Source organism: Microbacterium sp. M (genome assembly GCF_045181065.1).
GTDB lineage: Bacteria > Actinomycetota > Actinomycetes > Actinomycetales > Microbacteriaceae > Microbacterium.
The window spans coordinates 358,029-374,076 of record NZ_CP173721.1; the positions used below are offsets into that span (position 1 = coordinate 358,029).

At 69.8% G+C, this 16,048-nt stretch carries 17 protein-coding genes; 8 read left to right on the forward strand and 9 right to left on the reverse strand.

What is annotated here, in order from left to right:
• Position 1: 1 nt before the first annotated feature.
• The 3 genes from ACI7YT_RS01755 to ACI7YT_RS01765 all read left to right on the forward strand — a co-directional run bounded on the left by ACI7YT_RS01755 (position 2) and on the right by ACI7YT_RS01765 (position 4,274).
• Positions 2–1,450: a PLP-dependent aminotransferase family protein gene (locus ACI7YT_RS01755; protein ID WP_406248592.1), complete on the forward strand. Its 1,449-nt coding sequence runs from the start codon at positions 2–4 to the stop codon at positions 1,448–1,450.
• Between the two features lie 73 nt (positions 1,451–1,523).
• Complete coding sequence (locus ACI7YT_RS01760; RefSeq protein ID WP_406248594.1) at positions 1,524–2,537, forward strand: aldo/keto reductase family protein; 1,014 nt, start codon at positions 1,524–1,526, stop codon at positions 2,535–2,537.
• Between the two features lie 360 nt (positions 2,538–2,897).
• On the forward strand, positions 2,898–4,274 hold the full coding sequence (locus ACI7YT_RS01765) for a reverse transcriptase family protein (RefSeq protein WP_406248596.1): 1,377 nt from the start codon (positions 2,898–2,900) through the stop codon (positions 4,272–4,274).
• A gap of 9 nt (positions 4,275–4,283) precedes the next feature.
• Here ACI7YT_RS01765 and ACI7YT_RS01770 read toward each other — a convergent pair whose 3' ends face one another.
• The 5 genes from ACI7YT_RS01770 to ACI7YT_RS01790 are packed head-to-tail and all read right to left on the reverse strand — an operon-like array spanning position 4,284 to position 8,066.
• Entirely contained in the window at positions 4,284–4,793 is a 510-nt protein-coding gene (locus ACI7YT_RS01770; protein ID WP_406248598.1) for a glycine cleavage system protein R, read from the reverse strand.
• Positions 4,794–4,809: 16 nt separating this feature from the next.
• Positions 4,810–5,871 carry a PLP-dependent cysteine synthase family protein gene (locus tag ACI7YT_RS01775; RefSeq protein WP_406248599.1) on the reverse strand — a complete coding sequence of 354 codons (1,062 nt, stop codon included), beginning with the start codon at positions 5,869–5,871 and terminating at the stop codon, positions 4,810–4,812.
• A gap of 19 nt (positions 5,872–5,890) precedes the next feature.
• Positions 5,891–6,703: a GntR family transcriptional regulator gene (locus tag ACI7YT_RS01780; protein ID WP_406248601.1), complete on the reverse strand. Its 813-nt coding sequence runs from the start codon at positions 6,701–6,703 to the stop codon at positions 5,891–5,893.
• 1 nt (position 6,704) lies between these two features.
• Entirely contained in the window at positions 6,705–7,103 is a 399-nt protein-coding gene (gene rbsD / locus ACI7YT_RS01785; RefSeq protein WP_406248602.1) for a D-ribose pyranase, read from the reverse strand.
• Positions 7,104–7,115: 12 nt separating this feature from the next.
• Positions 7,116–8,066: a ribokinase gene (locus ACI7YT_RS01790; protein WP_406248604.1), complete on the reverse strand. Its 951-nt coding sequence runs from the start codon at positions 8,064–8,066 to the stop codon at positions 7,116–7,118.
• Between the two features lie 93 nt (positions 8,067–8,159).
• Between ACI7YT_RS01790 and ACI7YT_RS01795 the strand changes: the two genes are divergently transcribed.
• A complete protein-coding gene (locus tag ACI7YT_RS01795) occupies positions 8,160–8,831 on the forward strand; it encodes a transaldolase family protein (RefSeq protein ID WP_406248606.1) in 672 nt (223 codons plus the stop codon).
• A gap of 12 nt (positions 8,832–8,843) precedes the next feature.
• On the opposite strand, the gene ACI7YT_RS01800 is transcribed toward ACI7YT_RS01795, so the two are convergent.
• The gene (locus ACI7YT_RS01800) at positions 8,844–9,521 is read right to left on the reverse strand and encodes a FadR/GntR family transcriptional regulator (RefSeq protein ID WP_406248608.1); all 678 of its coding nucleotides are present in this window, start codon (positions 9,519–9,521) and stop codon (positions 8,844–8,846) included.
• A 47-nt stretch (positions 9,522–9,568) separates the two neighbouring features.
• Here ACI7YT_RS01800 and ACI7YT_RS01805 point away from each other — a divergent pair, with 47 nt between their 5' ends.
• Complete coding sequence (locus ACI7YT_RS01805) at positions 9,569–10,459, forward strand: amidohydrolase family protein (RefSeq protein ID WP_406248610.1); 891 nt, start codon at positions 9,569–9,571, stop codon at positions 10,457–10,459.
• A 17-nt stretch (positions 10,460–10,476) separates the two neighbouring features.
• On the opposite strand, the gene ACI7YT_RS01810 is transcribed toward ACI7YT_RS01805, so the two are convergent.
• Together ACI7YT_RS01810 and ACI7YT_RS01815 are read right to left on the reverse strand one after the other, a co-directional pair.
• Entirely contained in the window at positions 10,477–11,241 is a 765-nt protein-coding gene (locus tag ACI7YT_RS01810; RefSeq protein WP_406248612.1) for an SDR family NAD(P)-dependent oxidoreductase, read from the reverse strand.
• On the reverse strand, positions 11,238–12,098 hold the full coding sequence (locus tag ACI7YT_RS01815) for a fumarylacetoacetate hydrolase family protein (protein ID WP_406248614.1): 861 nt from the start codon (positions 12,096–12,098) through the stop codon (positions 11,238–11,240). The genes ACI7YT_RS01810 and ACI7YT_RS01815 overlap by 4 nt, the downstream gene beginning before the upstream one ends.
• 125 nt (positions 12,099–12,223) lie before the next feature.
• On the opposite strand from ACI7YT_RS01815, the gene ACI7YT_RS01820 reads away from it, so the two are divergent.
• Genes ACI7YT_RS01820 through ACI7YT_RS01830 form a run of 3 tightly spaced genes read left to right on the forward strand, consistent with a single transcriptional unit; the run spans position 12,224 to position 14,880 of the window.
• The gene (locus ACI7YT_RS01820) at positions 12,224–13,513 is read left to right on the forward strand and encodes an L-fuconate dehydratase (RefSeq protein ID WP_406248616.1); all 1,290 of its coding nucleotides are present in this window, start codon (positions 12,224–12,226) and stop codon (positions 13,511–13,513) included.
• The gene (locus tag ACI7YT_RS01825; protein ID WP_406248617.1) at positions 13,500–14,468 is read left to right on the forward strand and encodes an aldo/keto reductase; all 969 of its coding nucleotides are present in this window, start codon (positions 13,500–13,502) and stop codon (positions 14,466–14,468) included. Before ACI7YT_RS01820 ends, ACI7YT_RS01825 begins: the two co-directional genes overlap by 14 nt.
• Positions 14,461–14,880 carry an RbsD/FucU family protein gene (locus ACI7YT_RS01830; RefSeq protein ID WP_406248619.1) on the forward strand — a complete coding sequence of 140 codons (420 nt, stop codon included), beginning with the start codon at positions 14,461–14,463 and terminating at the stop codon, positions 14,878–14,880. Before ACI7YT_RS01825 ends, ACI7YT_RS01830 begins: the two co-directional genes overlap by 8 nt.
• A 6-nt stretch (positions 14,881–14,886) precedes the next feature.
• On the opposite strand, the gene ACI7YT_RS01835 is transcribed toward ACI7YT_RS01830, so the two are convergent.
• Positions 14,887–15,954, reverse strand: coding sequence for an AAA family ATPase (locus tag ACI7YT_RS01835; RefSeq protein ID WP_406248620.1), 1,068 nt, complete (start codon positions 15,952–15,954; stop codon positions 14,887–14,889).
• Positions 15,955–16,048 lie beyond the last annotated feature (94 nt).

Sequence of the window (16,048 nt, forward strand, 5' to 3'; positions counted from 1 at the left end):
TATGAGCGTCGAGGACAGTGCCAATCAGCGACTGGTGGACCACCGGACGGCCATCGTCGATTCCACGGCGCTCGCGGCGCGACTCGGCCGATGGGCGCACGGGGACGGCACGCTGTCGAGCAGATTGGCGCACGGCATCCGGGCTCTGGTGGGCACAGGGGAGCTGCGCCCCGGTGACCGCCTCCCGGCTGAGCGGGCGCTCGCCACCGCCATCTCGGTGTCACGGGGCACCGTGGTCGCGGCGTATACCGATCTCGCGGAGCGCGGCGCGGTCGAACGCCGACAGGGCAGCGGTACGCGCATCGCCGGGTCGCCGGTCTCTCAGCCGGGCCGCGCCGGTCGTGGAGAGGCGCTGTTCTCGTCCCTGCCGAACGCGATCGATCTGCTGCGCTCGGTGCCGCTGATCCCGCCGACGGCAGTCGAGCTCATCCGCAACCACAAGCCGCGACTGGATCTCGCTCTGCTGCCCGAGACCGACCCCGCAGGTCTCCCGATGCTGCGCGCTCAGATCGCCGACATGCTCACGGCCGCCGGCACCCCGACCACGCCGGAGCAGATCCTCGTCACGCACGGCGCGCAGCAGGCGATCAGCCTGGTCGTCAATGCACTGGTCGGGCCAGGCGACATCGTGCTCGCCGAGGAGGTGACCTGGCCCGGCGTGACCGATTCCGTCGGGCTGCGCGGCGGCAGCGTTCAGGGCATCCCGATGGGCGACGAGGGCCTGGAGCCCGCGGCCCTCGAGATCGCGATGGCACGCCTGCGGCCAGCACTGGTCGCGCTCAACCCGCATCATCAGAACCCGACCGGAACCCGGCTGTCCGTCGAGTCGCGACGACGCGTCGCCGAACTCGCCGCGCAGTACGGCGTGCCCGTCGTCGAAGACCGCGTGCTCGCGGGGATCTCGTTCGATGGCGTCGTCCCGCCGACCCTCGCGGCTGAGCGTCCGGATGCCCCGGTGATCGTCGTCGAGTCGGTGTCGAAGTGGGCATGGGCAGGCCTTCGGATCGGATGGCTGCGGGCCGACCCGGTTCTGGTCCGGCGGCTGCGCGGCGCGCGGCAGCTCGCGGATCAGTCGACCAGCGTCCCCGCCCAGCTGCTGGCGAGTGACCTGCTCATGCATACCGCTGACCTGCAGCGCGAAGTCTCCCGGGCCCACCAGGATCGCCTTGCTCTGCTGCTGCGGCTGATGGCGGAGCATCTTCCGGAATGGACCTTTCGCGCGCCGCGCGGCGGCCTGTCGCTGTGGGCGCAGATCCCGGCCGGATCGGCGGATGCCTTCGCGCGCGTCGCAGCGGTGCACGGCGTCTCGGTCGCCGGGAGCGCCGAGTTCGCGGCATCCACCTCGCCGGACGACCACATCCGGATTCCGTTCACGGCCCCGGACGAGGTGCTGACCGAAGGCGTCCGCCGGCTCGGCGAGGCGTGGCGCGACTATCGCGCGGGGCTCTGACCCGAGGAGTCACACGATGAAGAATCTGCCCGATTCGAATCCGCATGTCGTCCGTCGCCGCTAGCGTTGAGACATGGTCAAATATCGTTTTCTGGGCAACAGTGGTCTCAAGGTCTCTGAGATCACCTACGGCAACTGGGTGACGCACGCGTCGCAGGTCGGCGACGACGCCGCGGTCAAGACGGTGCACGCGGCTCTGGATGCCGGAATCACCACGTTCGACACGGCGGACACGTACGCCAACACGGAGGCCGAGGTCGTGCTCGGCAAGGCTCTGCAGGGTCAGCGTCGCGCGAGCCTCGAGATCTTCACCAAGGTCTACTTCCCGACCGGCCCCAAGGGGCCGAACGACACCGGTCTGAGCCGCAAGCACATCTTCGAGTCGATCAACGGCTCGTTGGAGCGCCTCGGCACGGACTACGTCGACCTCTACCAGGCGCACCGCTACGACTACGAGACGCCGCTGGAGGAGACCTTCCAGGCCTTCGCCGACGTCGTCCGGCAGGGCAAGGCGCTGTACATCGGCGTCTCGGAATGGACGGCGGAGCAGCTTCGAGACGGGCACGCGCTCGCCACGCAGCTCGGCATCCAGCTCATCTCGAACCAGCCGCAGTATTCGATGCTGCACCGCGTGATCGAGGGCAAGGTCGTCCCGGCATCCGAGGAGCTGGGCATCTCGCAGATCGTCTGGTCGCCGATGGCGCAGGGCGTGCTCAGCGGCAAGTACCTGCCGGGACAGCCGGTGCCGGAGGGCTCCCGCGCGACGGATGAGAAGAGCGGCGCCGGTTTCATCAAGCGCTTCATGAACGACGACACCCTGTCGGCGGTTCAGCGCCTGAAGCCCATCGCGGAGCAGGCCGGTCTCACCATGCCGCAGCTCGCGATCGCGTGGGTGCTGCAGAACAAGAACGTCGCAGCGGCGCTGGTCGGGGCGTCCCGTCCGGAGCAGCTCGCCGACACCGTCAAGGCCTCCGGCGTGACGCTGGATGCCGACACGCTCGCGGCGATCGACCAGGCGCTGGGCGACGTCGTCTTCTCGGATGCCGAGGACACCTACGGCGTCTCGCCGAAGGCCCGCCTGGTCTGACCCCCCGCGAGACCCGTCCGGCCGGCGAGACCCCGTCGTATCCGCGTGGATACGACGGGGTCTCGCGGTTGCGGAGAGGTCACGACGGATGCCGGGGTGCCCGCATCACGGACGCTGCAGTGTCGGTCGACCTTGCTATGGTTGCGCCGTGCGATGGCTTGCGGACGAGGTGGGTGGTTCACCCCGTGTACCGCCCTCTCCGGGGCTACCCCGGAGGACGCAGCATGATCTGGGACGACCGCCGCAGGCGCTCGACTGCGCTCCGCGCAGCTCCGCGCCCGCACTGATGGACGAGTCGGCCGCGGGCCATCGCACGCCCACTCCTGACGCCGAGCGCCGTGCTCGGACGGCTGGCAGCCGATGACGGACAGGGCGGCGCCGGGCGCGCGGGTCCTCGCGCGGACACCGCATCCGGCCCCTCCCGCAGCGGCGGATGCCCTGGCAGATGCATTCCTCGCGGCCGGAGCGTGGTCGGCTGATCAGCTGATCGAGGCCGGAGCATTCGTCCTCGGCGCGCGCCGACGCTGGCTCAGGCCGCTTGTCGCTGACGTCTTGGGGAGTTTCGTCCACCCGCCTGTCGATGCTCCGCGACTGCTCGCGGCGCACATCCGCGACGCCCCCGCCTTCCGTGAAGCGGTGCGGAAGGCGAACGAACGAGGGTCCTCGATCCGGATCGCGCATCGCACCGTGACCGCATCCCGCTCGCGTGAGACGGCCGGAGCACTGCCCAGGATCGACAGCGTCGCCGAGCTCGCCGCGATGCTCGAACTGAGCGTCGGCGAGTTGGACTGGTTCGCAGACAACAAGCAGTGGAATCGCCGCGCGCCCTCCGGACCGCTCCACCACTACCGCTACGAGTGGCGAACGCGACCGGGACGGATTCCGCGACTGCTGGAGATCCCAGAGAGGCGTCTTCGCCACGTCCAGCGCACCCTCCTGCACGGCGTCCTCTCCCTGGTCCCCGTCAACGACGCCGCGCACGGCTTCATGCCGGGGCGGAGCGCGATCACCGGGGCCTCCCGCCACGTCGACTCGGACATCGTCATCTGCCTCGATCTCACGACCTTCTTCGCGCGCGTGACCGCCGGGCGCATCTACGGCACGCTGCGTCAGTCCGGATTCTCCGAGCCGGTCGCCCACACCCTCACGGGTTTGTGCACGAATGCCGTTCCACCGCGCGTTATCGCGGCGATGCCCCAGGGCGGGTCACCGGACGAGCGATTCGCGCTGCGTCGCGCCCTGGCAGGCACCCACCTTCCGCAGGGGGCTCCTTCTTCGCCGATGGTGGCCAACCTCGCCATCCGGCGACTCGACTCCCGGCTGACCGGTTGGGCCGCCGCCGTCGGGGCGACCTACACGCGATACGCGGACGATCTCGCCTTCAGCGGCGGGGAGATGCTCGCCAAGCGACCGGATGCGTTCGTGCGCGGCGCCCGGCGGATCGTCGAAGACGAGGGGCATTCGGTCAATGCGAAGAAGACGCGGCTCAGGCGAAGGGGCGTCCGCCAGACCGTCACCGGGATCGTCGTGAACCAGCGCACCAACGTCTCGAGAGCCGACTACGACCGGCTGAAGGCGACGATCCACAACTGCGTGACGCTGGGTCCGGCGACGCAGAATCGCGCGCATGTCAGCGACTTCCGTGCTCACCTGCTGGGGCGCATCTCGTGGGTGGAGAGCGTGAATCCCGGCCGCGGAGGGAAGCTCAGAGAAGAATTCCTGCGCATCCGCTGGTAGATGCAGCGGTTACGTCACCGTGATGTCGACCTGGAGCTCGGTCGTCAGACGCTCGAGGTCGGCGCGCAGCAGGTCCAGATCAGCGGATGCCGGAACCTCGGCCACGACGGATGCCTCGAACAGGCGTCCGCCGGCCATCGCGGCATCCCGGATCTCGGTCGTCATCGTCTCGATGCTGAGTTCGTGCGTCCGCAGTACCGCCGAGACCTCGCGGACGATCCCCGGCCGGTCGTTGCCGAGGATCTGCAGGGTGATCGGCCGAGCGGGTGCGTCGTCCGCGGCATCCGAACCGGCGTGCACCGTGACCGTCAGCAGGCCGTCCAGCTCGCGCAGCGCTGCCGTCAGATCTGCGCACCTGTCGTCGGGCACGGACACCTGGATCACGCCGGCGAAGGCGCCGGCGAGCTCGGCGAGCTGACTGTTCTCCCAGTTGCCGCCGTGCTCGTCGACGATGTCGGCGACGGCGGCGACGAGCCCTGGACGATCCGAACCGACGACGGTGAGGATGAGCGTTGTCATGCCAGAAGCGTAGCCCTCACTCGGACCAGACGCCCGTCGAGAGGAAGCGATCCATCCGAGCCCGGTGGGGTGCGAGATCCCAGCCCTGCACGGCGATCCATTCGTCCGAGTAGTAGGTGCCGGCATAACGGGCCCCGCCGTCGCAGATCAGGGTGACCACGCTTCCGGTCTCGCCCGCCGCGCGCATCCGTGCGATCAGCTGGAAGGCGCCGACGAGGTTGGTGCCCGTCGAGCCGCCGGCCCAGTGCATCGTGCGCTCCTGCAGCAGTCGGATCGCCGCGACGGACGCGGCATCCGGAATCTGCAGCATCTCGTCGATGACCCCCGGGATGAACGACGGCTCGACGCGGGGACGCCCGATGCCCTCGATGCGGCTCGGCGTCCCCGTCGTGTAGTCGGGCGCGCCGGTGCTCCAGCCTCCGAAGAACGCCGAGCCCTCCGGGTCGACGACGGCGACCCTCGTGTCGTGCCGGCGGTAGCGGACGTAGCGGCCGAAGGTCGCACTGGTCCCGCCGGTTCCGGCGCCCACGACGATCCAGGACGGGATCGGATGCCGCTCGCGCTCCATCTGACTGAACACGCTTTCGGCGATGTTGTTGTTGCCCCGCCAGTCCGTGGCGCGTTCGGCGTAGCTGAACTGGTCCAGGTAGTGCCCGCCGCACTCCGCGGCGAGGCGCTCGGCCTCGGGGTACATGTCGGGTGCGCGGTCGACGTAGTGGCAGCGGCCCCCGTAGAACTCGATCAGTTCGATCTTCTCGGGGCTCGTCGACCGAGGAACGACCGTGACGAAGTCGAGCCCCAGCATCCGCGCGAAGTACGCCTCCGACACAGCCGTCGACCCGCTGGATGCCTCGACCAGCGTCGTGCCCTCGTGGATGCGGCCGTTGACGAGCCCGTACAGGATCAGTGAGCGGGCCAGCCGGTGCTTGAGCGACCCGGTCGGATGCACCGATTCGTCTTTGAGGTACAGATCGATGCCCCACTCGGCAGGCAGCGGGAACACATGCAAGTGCGTGTCGGCGCTGCGGTTCGCATCGGCATCCAGCAGGGTGATCGCAGTGCTGGTCCAGGAGGTCATGGCTTCGAGCGTAACGGGGTCACACCGAGACGGTGCCGGCGCGAGACGCGCCGCCCGTGCCGTCGATGTGCAGCAGCGACGCTTCGGACTGTTCGCGTCGCAGCTGGAACTCGAACCGCGACCGGTCGCCGCGGTGATGCGCGATGAAGAACTCGATCGGACGGTCGTCGGCGTCGCGGCTGATGCTGCGCAGCCGCAGCAGGGCAGAGCCGGCGCTGACGCCGAGGTGCTGCGCCTGCTCGTGCGTCGCGACCGTCGCCTCCGCCGAGCGCACACCATGGCTGGCGTGGATGCCGTGCTCATCGAGCAGGCGGTAGAGGGACGCCTCGCTCATGTCCACGCCGAGCGTCACGGTGCCCACGTCGTCCGGCATCCACGTGGTCGACAGCGACCACGGCTCGCCGTCGACGTAGCGGAGCCGCTCGAGCGCGACGACGGGCGTGCCGACCGGGACCTCGAGGGCCGCGGCGACCTCGTCATCGGCATCCTCCCGCTCGTGGCGCAGGACGTCGCTGTGCACGTGTCCGCCGCGGCGGGCGACGTCGTCGTACAGGCCGACCAGCGTGTGCACGAGGCTCTCGCTCGTCCGAGGACGCGAGACGAAGGTGCCCTTGCCCTTGACGCGTTCCACCAGTCCCTCGTGCTCGAGCTGCGCGAGCGCCTGGCGCACGACGGTGCGCGAGATCCCGTAGCGCTCGCACAGCCGATGCTCGCCGGGGAGGGGATCGCCGGGCTGCAGGCCGTCGCGGGCGATGCCGTCGATGATCAGCTGCCGCAGCTGGTCGTACATCGGGGCGGCGGAGTGGCGATCGATCTCGTCCATGCGCGCCATGTCAGTACGCCACCCCGGCGCGCAGGATGACATTGGCGTACGGCGTGAACTCGCCGGAGCGCACGAACGCCCTGGCCGCGTGCGTGCGCTCCTTGAAGTCCTCGTGCGGGATCAGGTCGATCTCGATGTCCGGCAGGCGCTCGCGCAGCTGTTCGAGGACGTGCGGGCTGACCTCGGCGACTTCGGCGGACACGGTCGCCCGCTCGACGACCATCTCGGCCAGCACGGTGTCGAGCACGTCGAAGAAGGCCGGAGCGCCCGGTCGATAGGCGAGATCGATCCGTTCCGATCCCGGAGGGATCGGCAGGCCGGCATCGGTGACGACGATGAGGTCGGTGTGCCCGGTCTCGCTGATGACCCTGGACAGGGCCGGGTTGATGGTCGTCGCGGTCTTTCGCATGTTCGCTCCGGTTCAGCGCGTGGTCCGCGACGCCAGGAAGGCATCGACGTCCGCGCGACGGGGAAGGCTGGGCGAGGCGCCCTGCTTGGTGACGGTGAGGGCACCGGCCGCGGTGGCCAGGCGCACCGCGTCGGTGAGGGAGGCGCCGACGGCGAGGGCGGCTCCGAGGTAGCCGGCGTACGCGTCGCCGGCGGCGGTCGTGTCGACGGCCTCGACCGGAAGCGGAGGGACGAAGGATGCCCCATCGGCCGTGACGACGCTCGAACCCTGCGCGGCGAGCGTGACGACGGCGGCGCCGACGCCCTGTGCGAGGAACCAGCGACCGGCGCGTTCGGCCGATGCGGGGTCGCTGACCTCGATGCCGCTGATCAGCGACGCCTCGGTCTCGTTCGGCGTGACGATGTCGATGTTCGCCCACACCTCGGGCGGGAGGTTCGCGGCCGGGGCCGGATCCAGGATCACCGTGAAGCCGAGCTCGCGACCGCGGGAGGCGATGTGCGCCGTGAGCGCCGACGGCGTCTCCAGCTGGGTGAGCAGAACGCCCGTCGTCGGCGCCAGTGCGTCGAGGGCTGCGTCGATCTGCTCGGTGCTCAGATGCGCGTTGGCCAGCGGCACCATGACGATGTCGTTCTGGGCTGATGCGTCGACGCGGATGTGGGCGATCCCCGTCGGACCGGGAACGGTGCGCAGATGCGTCAGGTCGACGCCGGCGCCGGCGAGGCTGTCGACGACGAGGTCATGGAACAGGTCGTCGCCGACGCATCCGACGAAGCTCGTCCTGGCGCCGGCGAGACCGGCCGCCACCGCCTGGTTCGCGCCCTTGCCGCCGAGGAAGAGCGTGAACTCGTCGCCGAGGATCGTCTCGCCCCTGGCGGGCAGTCGCTGCGAGAAGGTGGTCACGTCGGCGGTCACACTGCCGACGATGACGACGCCCGAGCGCTCGTCGAGGGATGCGGTGGTCATGGCGCTCCTGTGGTGTTTGACTTCGCCGTCTGCTGCCATAACATTAGCCGAGATCCAACCTGTAACGACAGGTTGCGCGCCCGAGGAGATCCGATGACTCAGCCCGCCCCGATCGCGCCGCGTCTCTACGTGGACAGCGCCGACGTCACGCGCGTCTCGCGCCTGCTCGCCGCGGGAGTCGTGCACGGCGTCACGACGAACCCGACGATCCTCGAGCGCGGTGGTCGGCGCGCGGCGGAGATCCCCGAGCTCTACGCACGCTGGGTGGGCGAGGGTGCGCGCGAGGTCTTCTTCCAGACCTGGGGCGGCGATGCCGCCTCCTTCCTGCGCAATGCTGAGGGGATCAGGACGCTCGGAGATCGGGTGGCCGTGAAGGTTCCGGCGACCGCAGAGGGGTTCGCCGCGGCATCCGCTCTGGTCCGAGACGGGGCCACCGTCCTCGTGACGGCCGTGTACTCGGTCGCGCAGGCGCTGGCCTGCGCGAGCATCGGCGTGCAGTACATCGCGCCCTACCTCGGTCGGCTGCGGGATGCCGGAGTCGACGGCGACGCGCTCATCCCTCAGATGCAGGACGTGTGCGCCGGCAGCCCCGCGAACGTGCTGGCGGCCAGCCTCCGCTCGGCCGCCGACATCGTCTCGCTGCGCCTGTCCGGCGTGCCGTACTTCACCGCCGCGCCGGACGTGATCGACGAGGTGCTGTTCCACGAGGTCAGCGACTCGTCGGCCGCCGAGTTCGACGCCGCGATGGTGCGGCTCGGGGCGTAGTCGGCCCGCTGCTCAGGCGGTCGCGGCCTGGCGCAGCCAGCGCTCCACGCCGGCGATGTGCGCGGTGGCGAGCGAGGTGGCGAGATTCGGATCGTGCTGCGCGATGGCGTCGGCGATCCCGCGATGCTCGGCGAGGGTGCGCTCGACGGCGCCCTGCTCGGTGAGTCCGCGCCACACGCGCGCCCGCACGGTCTGACTGCTCAGGTGCTCGATGAGGCTGGCGAGGTAGGCGTTGCCCGCCATCCGCACGATGTCCCGATGGAAGCGGATGTCGTGGTCGACGAGATCGTCGATCGACACATCCGCATCGATGCTGTCGAGTTCGTCGTACAGGGCCTGCACGTGCTCGTCGTCGCCGAGGGTCGCGGCGAGGCCGGTGGCCTGGGACTCCAGCATCCGGCGCACCGCGAAGATCTCGAGCATGGAATCGTCGTCGTGCATGTCGACGACGAACGAGATGGCCTCCAGCAGGAGGTGGGGTTCGAGACTGGTCACGTACGTGCCGTCGCCGCGTCGCACGTCGAGCACCCGGATGACCTCGAGGGCCTTGACGGCCTCGCGCATCGAATTGCGCGACAGGCCGAGACGCTCGGCGAGCTCCTTCTCGGGAGGGAGGCGGTCGCCGGGGGCGAGTTCGCCCGACACGATCATCGCTTTGATCTTCTCGATCGCCTCGTCCGTGACTGCCATGCGGTCATCCTCGCACATTGATCGGATGTCTGCGGCAGGATGGGGGCATGCGCGTTCTCGACTCCCACCTGCACCTGTGGGATCCGTCCCGCCTCGACTACCCCTGGCTCGAGGGTCCGTTGCGTGCGCGGTTCGATGCGCAGGCTCTGCGGGCCGCTCGCGGAGAGGACGCCGTCGAGCACGCCGCGGTGTTCGTCCAGGCCGCCTGCATCGACGAGCAGTTCCTGGATGAGGTCGCCTGGGTCGCGTCGCTGGCCGACAGCATCGGCGTGCGCGGCATCGTCGCCGGTGCACGACTCGACCAGGGCGAGCAGACCCGCCGCTACCTCGACGTGGTCGCCGGTCGCCCGCTCGTGGTCGGGGTGCGTCACCTGTTGCAGGGGGAGCCGATCGGCTTCGCACGGACCGGGGCCTTCCGCGCCGGCGCGCGCGAGCTCATCCGACACGGACTCACATTCGATGCCTGCGTGCGCGGTGCGGCGCAGCTGCGTGACGTCATCGCCCTGGCGGATGCCGAGCCCGAACTGCGCATCGTGCTCGACCACCTCGGCAAGCCGGCCCTCGGCACGGCGTCCGCCCCGCTCGTGCCGGACGCCGAGTGGGTCGACGCGATCTCCGAGCTCGCGGCGCGCCCGCAGGTGTCGTGCAAGCTCTCCGGACTTGCGGCCGAGGCGGGCGGCTCGTGGAGCGCCGCGCAGCTGGAACCGTTCCTGGACGTCGTCGTGACCGCCTTCGGCCCCGACCGGATCATGATCGGCAGCGACTGGCCCGTGTCGGCCGTGACGGCCGAGGGTTGGGCGCGCGGCGATGGGCCGGCCGTGGACGCCGCGGCGATCCCGACCTGGACACGCACGATCGCCCGGTGGGCGGACGCGCGCGCATTCGACGTCGATGCGGTGCTCTGGCGCAACGCCGCGCAGTTCTACGGACTGGGCTGATCCCGGAGCGCTTCGCCCTACTCCGCGCGCAGCCGCAGCTGCGCCATGCCCCCGTCGACCTCGATGAACGTGCCGGTGGTGGATCCGGCATCCGGCCCGACGAGATAGGCGACTGCGGCCGCGACCTCCTGCGGCGAGACGAGTCGTCCGTGCGGCTGGCGGGCCTCCAGCGCCGCGCGCTCGGCGGCCGGGTCGGCGGCCTGGTCCAGCAGGCGTCCGACCCACGGGGTGTCGGCGGTCCCCGGGTTCACGGCGTTGACGCGGATGCCCTCGCGCAGGTGGTCGGCGGCCATCGCCCGCGTCAGCGCCGAGACAGCTCCCTTGGATGCCGTGTACAGCGCGCGCTGCGGGAGTCCGGTCGTCGAGGCGATGGATGCCGTGTTGCATACCGCGGCGGCGGGCGAGCGCCGCAGCCAGGGCAGCGCCGCCGCCGTGACGCGCGCGATGCCGGTGACGTTGATCGAGAGCACGCGCGCCCACTCGTCGTCATCGTTCGCGGCGATGTCGCCGACCGCGCCGATGCCGGCGTTGTTCACGACGATGTCGATGTGGCCGAAGCGTTCGGCCACGGCGGCGACGGCGGCGTCGACCGACGCGCGATCGGAGACGTCGGCCGTGAATGCGGCGAAAGCCGTGCCCGAGGTGTTCAGATCCAGCACGGCGATCTCGGCGCCGTCGGCGTGCAGGCGTTCGGCGATCGCCGCGCCGATGCCGGAGGCTCCGCCGGTGACGATCGCGACCAGGCCCTCCAGCCGCCCGCCCTGAGTCCGTCGAAGAGTCATTCCGCTGCCTCCCATGCCACGAACTCCTGTCGCTGGTGTCCGAGGCCTTCGATCTCGATCTCGACCACGTCGCCCGCCTTCAGGTAGGGGAACTTCCCGCCGAAGGCCACGCCCTGCGGTGTCCCCGTGAGGATGAGGTCGCCCGGTTCGAGTGTGACGTACTGCGACAGATGGTGCACGATCGTGCGCGCGTCGAAGATCATGTCGTTCGTGTGGGAATCCTGGCGCGGCTCGCCGTTGACCCAGCTGCGCAGGCGCAGCTCGTCGACGTCCACCTCGTCGGGGGTGACGAGCCAGGGGCCGGTCGGATTGAACCCGAACGCGATCTTGCCCTTCGACCACTGTCCGCCGGAGACCTCCATCTGGAACGCCCTCTCCGACACGTCGTTGGCGACGACGTAGCCGGCGATATGAGCATCCGACTCCGAAGGCGAGTCGAGGTACGCGGCGCGCTCGCCGATGACGATGCCGAGCTCGACCTCCCAGTCCGTCTTCTCGCTGCCGCGCGGGATCGTGACGGCGTCGTTCGGCCCGACCACGGTGTTGGGGGTCTTCAGGAACATGATCGGGATCGTGGGCGGCTCCGCTCCGGATTCCCGAGCGTGCGCGGCGTAGTTCTGGCCGATGCAGATCACCGCGCTCGGTCGTGCGATGGGAGCGCCGATGCGCAGCTCGGCTGCTCCGGCGAGCTCGGTCAGCTCACCGGCATCCAGAGCCGAGGCGACCCGTGCGCGGAAATCGCTGGCCAGGAAATCCCCGTTCACATCGGATGTCACGGGTCTCAGGTCGAGGTGGCGATCGCCGTCCACGAGGACGGGGATCTCGGATCCAGGGGCGCCAAGCCGCGCGAACTTCATGATTCTCCTGCTTCGTCGGGGAGTGGCCGTCCGACGGCCGTTGTCATTGACAGTATAGACATCGGATGTTTACACTCCAAGAGATCCGCGCAGATCGATCAGCGCTGCGCAAGGAAGAGGAAACCGTGAGCCGCATCGTCGCACTCGAGACCACCGACGTCCGCTTTCCGACGTCGCTGAGCCTTGATGGCTCAGACGCCATGAACCCCGACCCGGACTACTCCGCGGCGTACGTCGTCATCCGCACGGATGCCGGGGATGCCGGTCATGCGTTCGTCTTCACCATCGGCCGGGGCAACGACGTGCAGGTCGCCGCGATCGACGCGCTCGCCGGCCATCTCACCGGACGGGAGATCGAGCCGCTGCTGGATGACATGGGCGGCACGTTCCGAGCGATCATCGGAGATTCGCAACTGCGCTGGCTGGGACCCGAGAAGGGCGTCATGCACATGGCGATCGGGGCCGTGATCAACGCGCTGTGGGACATCAAGGCCAAACGCGCCGGGCTCCCGCTGTGGCAGCTGCTCGCACGCATGACCCCGGAGGAGATCGTCGACCTGGTCGATTTCCGTTATCTGACCAACGCCCTCACCCGCGAGGACGCGCTCGAGATCCTCCGGGCGGCCGTACCCGGCCGCGGCGAGCGCGAACAGGAGCTGCTCGCCAGCGGATACCCCGGATACACCACGAGCCCCGGCTGGCTCGGATATTCGGACGAGAAGCTCGAGCGCCTCGCCCGCGAGGCGATCGCCGACGGGTTCACGCAGATCAAGCTCAAGGTCGGTGCCGACCTCGAGGACGACATCCGCCGGTTCCGCACGGCGCGCGAGGTCGTCGGTCCCGATTTCCCCATCGCGATCGACGCCAACCAGCGGTGGGAGGTGTCGGAGGCGATCGAGTGGGTCAACGCGCTCGCCGAGTTCCACCCGGCGTGGGTCGAAGAGCCCACCAGCCCGGACGACGTGCTCGGCCACGCCGAGATCGCCCGAGGCATCGCGCCGATCAGGGTCGCCACCGGCGAGCACGCGCAGAATCGGGTGATCTTCAAGCAGCTCCTCCAGGCGGACGCGATCGGCGTCATGCAGATCGATGCGGTGCGCGTCGCCGGCGTCAACGAGAACATCGCCAACCTGCTGCTCGCGGCGAAGTTCGGCATCCCGGTCTGCCCGCACGCCGGCGGGGTCGGCCTCTGCGAAGCCGTGCAGCATCTGTCGATGTTCGACTTCGTCGCCGTCACCGGCACGCGCGAGGGCCGCATGATCGAGTACGTGGATCACCTGCACGAGCACTTCGTCGTCCCGACCGACATCCGCGGCGGGTCCTACACGGCGCCGACGGCGCCGGGCGCGGGTATGGAGATGAAGGCCGAGAGCATCGCCGCCTACACCTGGACGGGTGCGCATGCCCTCGCGTGAGCTTCCGGTGCTCGGGTACGGAGCCGCGAACGTCGGCAATCTCTTCCGCGCCCTCACGGATGACGAGGCGTGGGAGATCCTCGACGCCGCATGGGAGAGCGGCATCCGCTACTTCGACACCGCGCCGCACTACGGGCTCGGCCTCTCCGAGCGTCGGCTCGGCGCCTTCCTGCAGACCAAGCCGCGCGACGAGTTCGTGCTCTCCACCAAGGTCGGCCGGCTCCTGCGTCCCAACCCGGAGCACACCGGCGGACTCGACACCGCGCACGACTTCCACGTGCGTGACGACCTGATGCGGGCGTGGGACTTCTCGGATGCCGGGATCCGCGCGAGCCTCGACGAATCACGCGAGCGGCTCGGCCTCGAGCGCATCGACATGCTGTATCTGCACGACCCGGAACGGCACGACCTCGACCTCGCGATCGACAGTGCGTTCCCGGCGCTCGAGCGTCTGCGCGCCGAGCACGAGGTCAGCGAGATCGGCATCGGATCGATGGTCTCGGAGGCTCTGACACGCGCCGTCCGCGAAGCCGACCTCGACACGATCATGGTCGCCGGACGCTTCACCCTGCTCGAGCAGCCGGCTGCGGCCGACGTGCTTCCGGCCTGCGATGACACCGGAACGGGGATCGTCGCGGCATCCGTGTTCAACTCGGGGCTGCTCGCGCAGAGCGAGCCGCGCCGCGACGGCCGCTACGAATACGGCGCGCTGCCGGACCAGCTGTGGGCCCGTCTGGTGCGGATCGCCGACGTCTGCCGCGCCCACGACGTTCCGCTCCCCGCGGCGGCGATCCAATTCCCGCTGCAGGCCGCGAGCGTGCGCTCGGTCGTCGTCGGCGGCAGCCGGCCGGCACAGCTGCGCCAGAATGCCGAGTACGCCGCCCTCGGCATCCCCGCCGATCTGTGGGCGGAGCTCGCCGACGAAGGACTCATCCCCGGAGGTGCGGATGCTTGAGGGAATCCACCCGCTGCTCACCGGAGAGCTGCTGCTGCACCTGGACCGGATGGGGCACTCCGATTCGGTCGTGGTGGCCGATGCGCATTTCCCGGCGTGGGCGCTCGGCGCGCGGGTCGTGGATCTGCCGGGCACCACGACGCCGGACGTCGTCGCGGCGATCCGCACGGTGCTGCCGTTGGACGACGTCCCGGGGCTCGACCTCATGGAGTCGGCGGATGCCGTGGTGCTCGACGTCCAGCGCGAGCTCATGGCTGCGGCCGGCACCGTCGAGACGACGACGCGCTTCGTCGAGCGCTTCGCCTATTACGACGTCGCGAAGGCGGCGTATCTCATGGTCCGCACCGGCGAGACGCGGAAGTACGGCAACGCGCTGCTGCGCAAAGGCGTCGTCGGCCACACCTCGGCCTGATGGCCGCTATCGCGCGGCGATGATCTGATCGGCGACCTCTTCCGCGGAGCGTCCGTCGGTCTCGATGACGACGCTTCCCGCCGGTCGGATGCCGGGGCGGGCCGCCTCAGCGACGGACGCTGCGATGGATGCCGTGACCTCGGCGTCGTTCAGCCCGAGTCGCCGGTCCCCGGCGAGCGGGGGCCCTCCGCCTGCCGCGCGAGCGCGGATCCGTGCGGCGATCGCGTCCGGTGAGGCGTGCAGCCAGAGAGTGCGCGCGGCAGGCAGGGCTCGGCTGAGCTCGCGGGCGGTTGCGGCATCGCCCGTGACGATGAGGCTCTCGATGCCCCTGGCGGCCATGACGCGCGCCAGGGCGAGGGTGTTCTCGGCGCGCAATGACACCTGCGCGAACGGATCGTCGTCCAGGAACCCGACCTGGTGACTGTCGATGTACCCCACGCGCTCGCCGGCCCATGCGCTCTTGAGGAACGCGAGGAATCCGGCGGTCGAGGCGCCGACGCCACCGGCGCCGGTCAGGAGGGTGACGGTGGTCGCGGCATCCGATTCGGGCGGGAGCGGGCGCCTGACGACGGGCGAGTCGGCCAGTTCGCGCGCGACTGCGCCGAGGGAATCCGCGACCTGCGCGGCCGACAGGTGCGTCGTGTCGACGGAGAGGTCGACCCAGGTCGCGTCGAACCGGTGCGCGTACGCGACGGATTCCGGCGCGAGCTCGATATTCCAGCCGCGCTGTTCGACGCGGTCGACGAGAGCGTCGTCCGCCGCGCCGAGGTGGATCACGCGCACGTCCTCGCGGGCAGCGCCAGGCAGCAGGAGCGCGAGGTGCGATTCGTCGTCCATGATCCCCGCGACGATCAGCAGTTCGGCTCCGGCGGCGCGGAAGCGCGGCTCGAGGGCCATGAGTCCGTCGGCGATGAAGACATCCTCACCGATCTCGACGCCGCTGACGTTGCGGAGCTGGTCGGCGTCGACGAATGCCGCGGTGACGCCGGCGTGGGACAGGCGCTGCTGCAGCGTCCAGCCGACGGTGGATTTGCCGACGCCGGAGGGGCCGGTCAGCCAGAGGAGGGGGAGCATCGGCTCAGCGTAGCGATGACGCTCAATCGATACTTGTCAGTCGATTATCGATTAGGCTAAGGTGGGCGCATCCACCCCTGTCGTGCACCGCTGC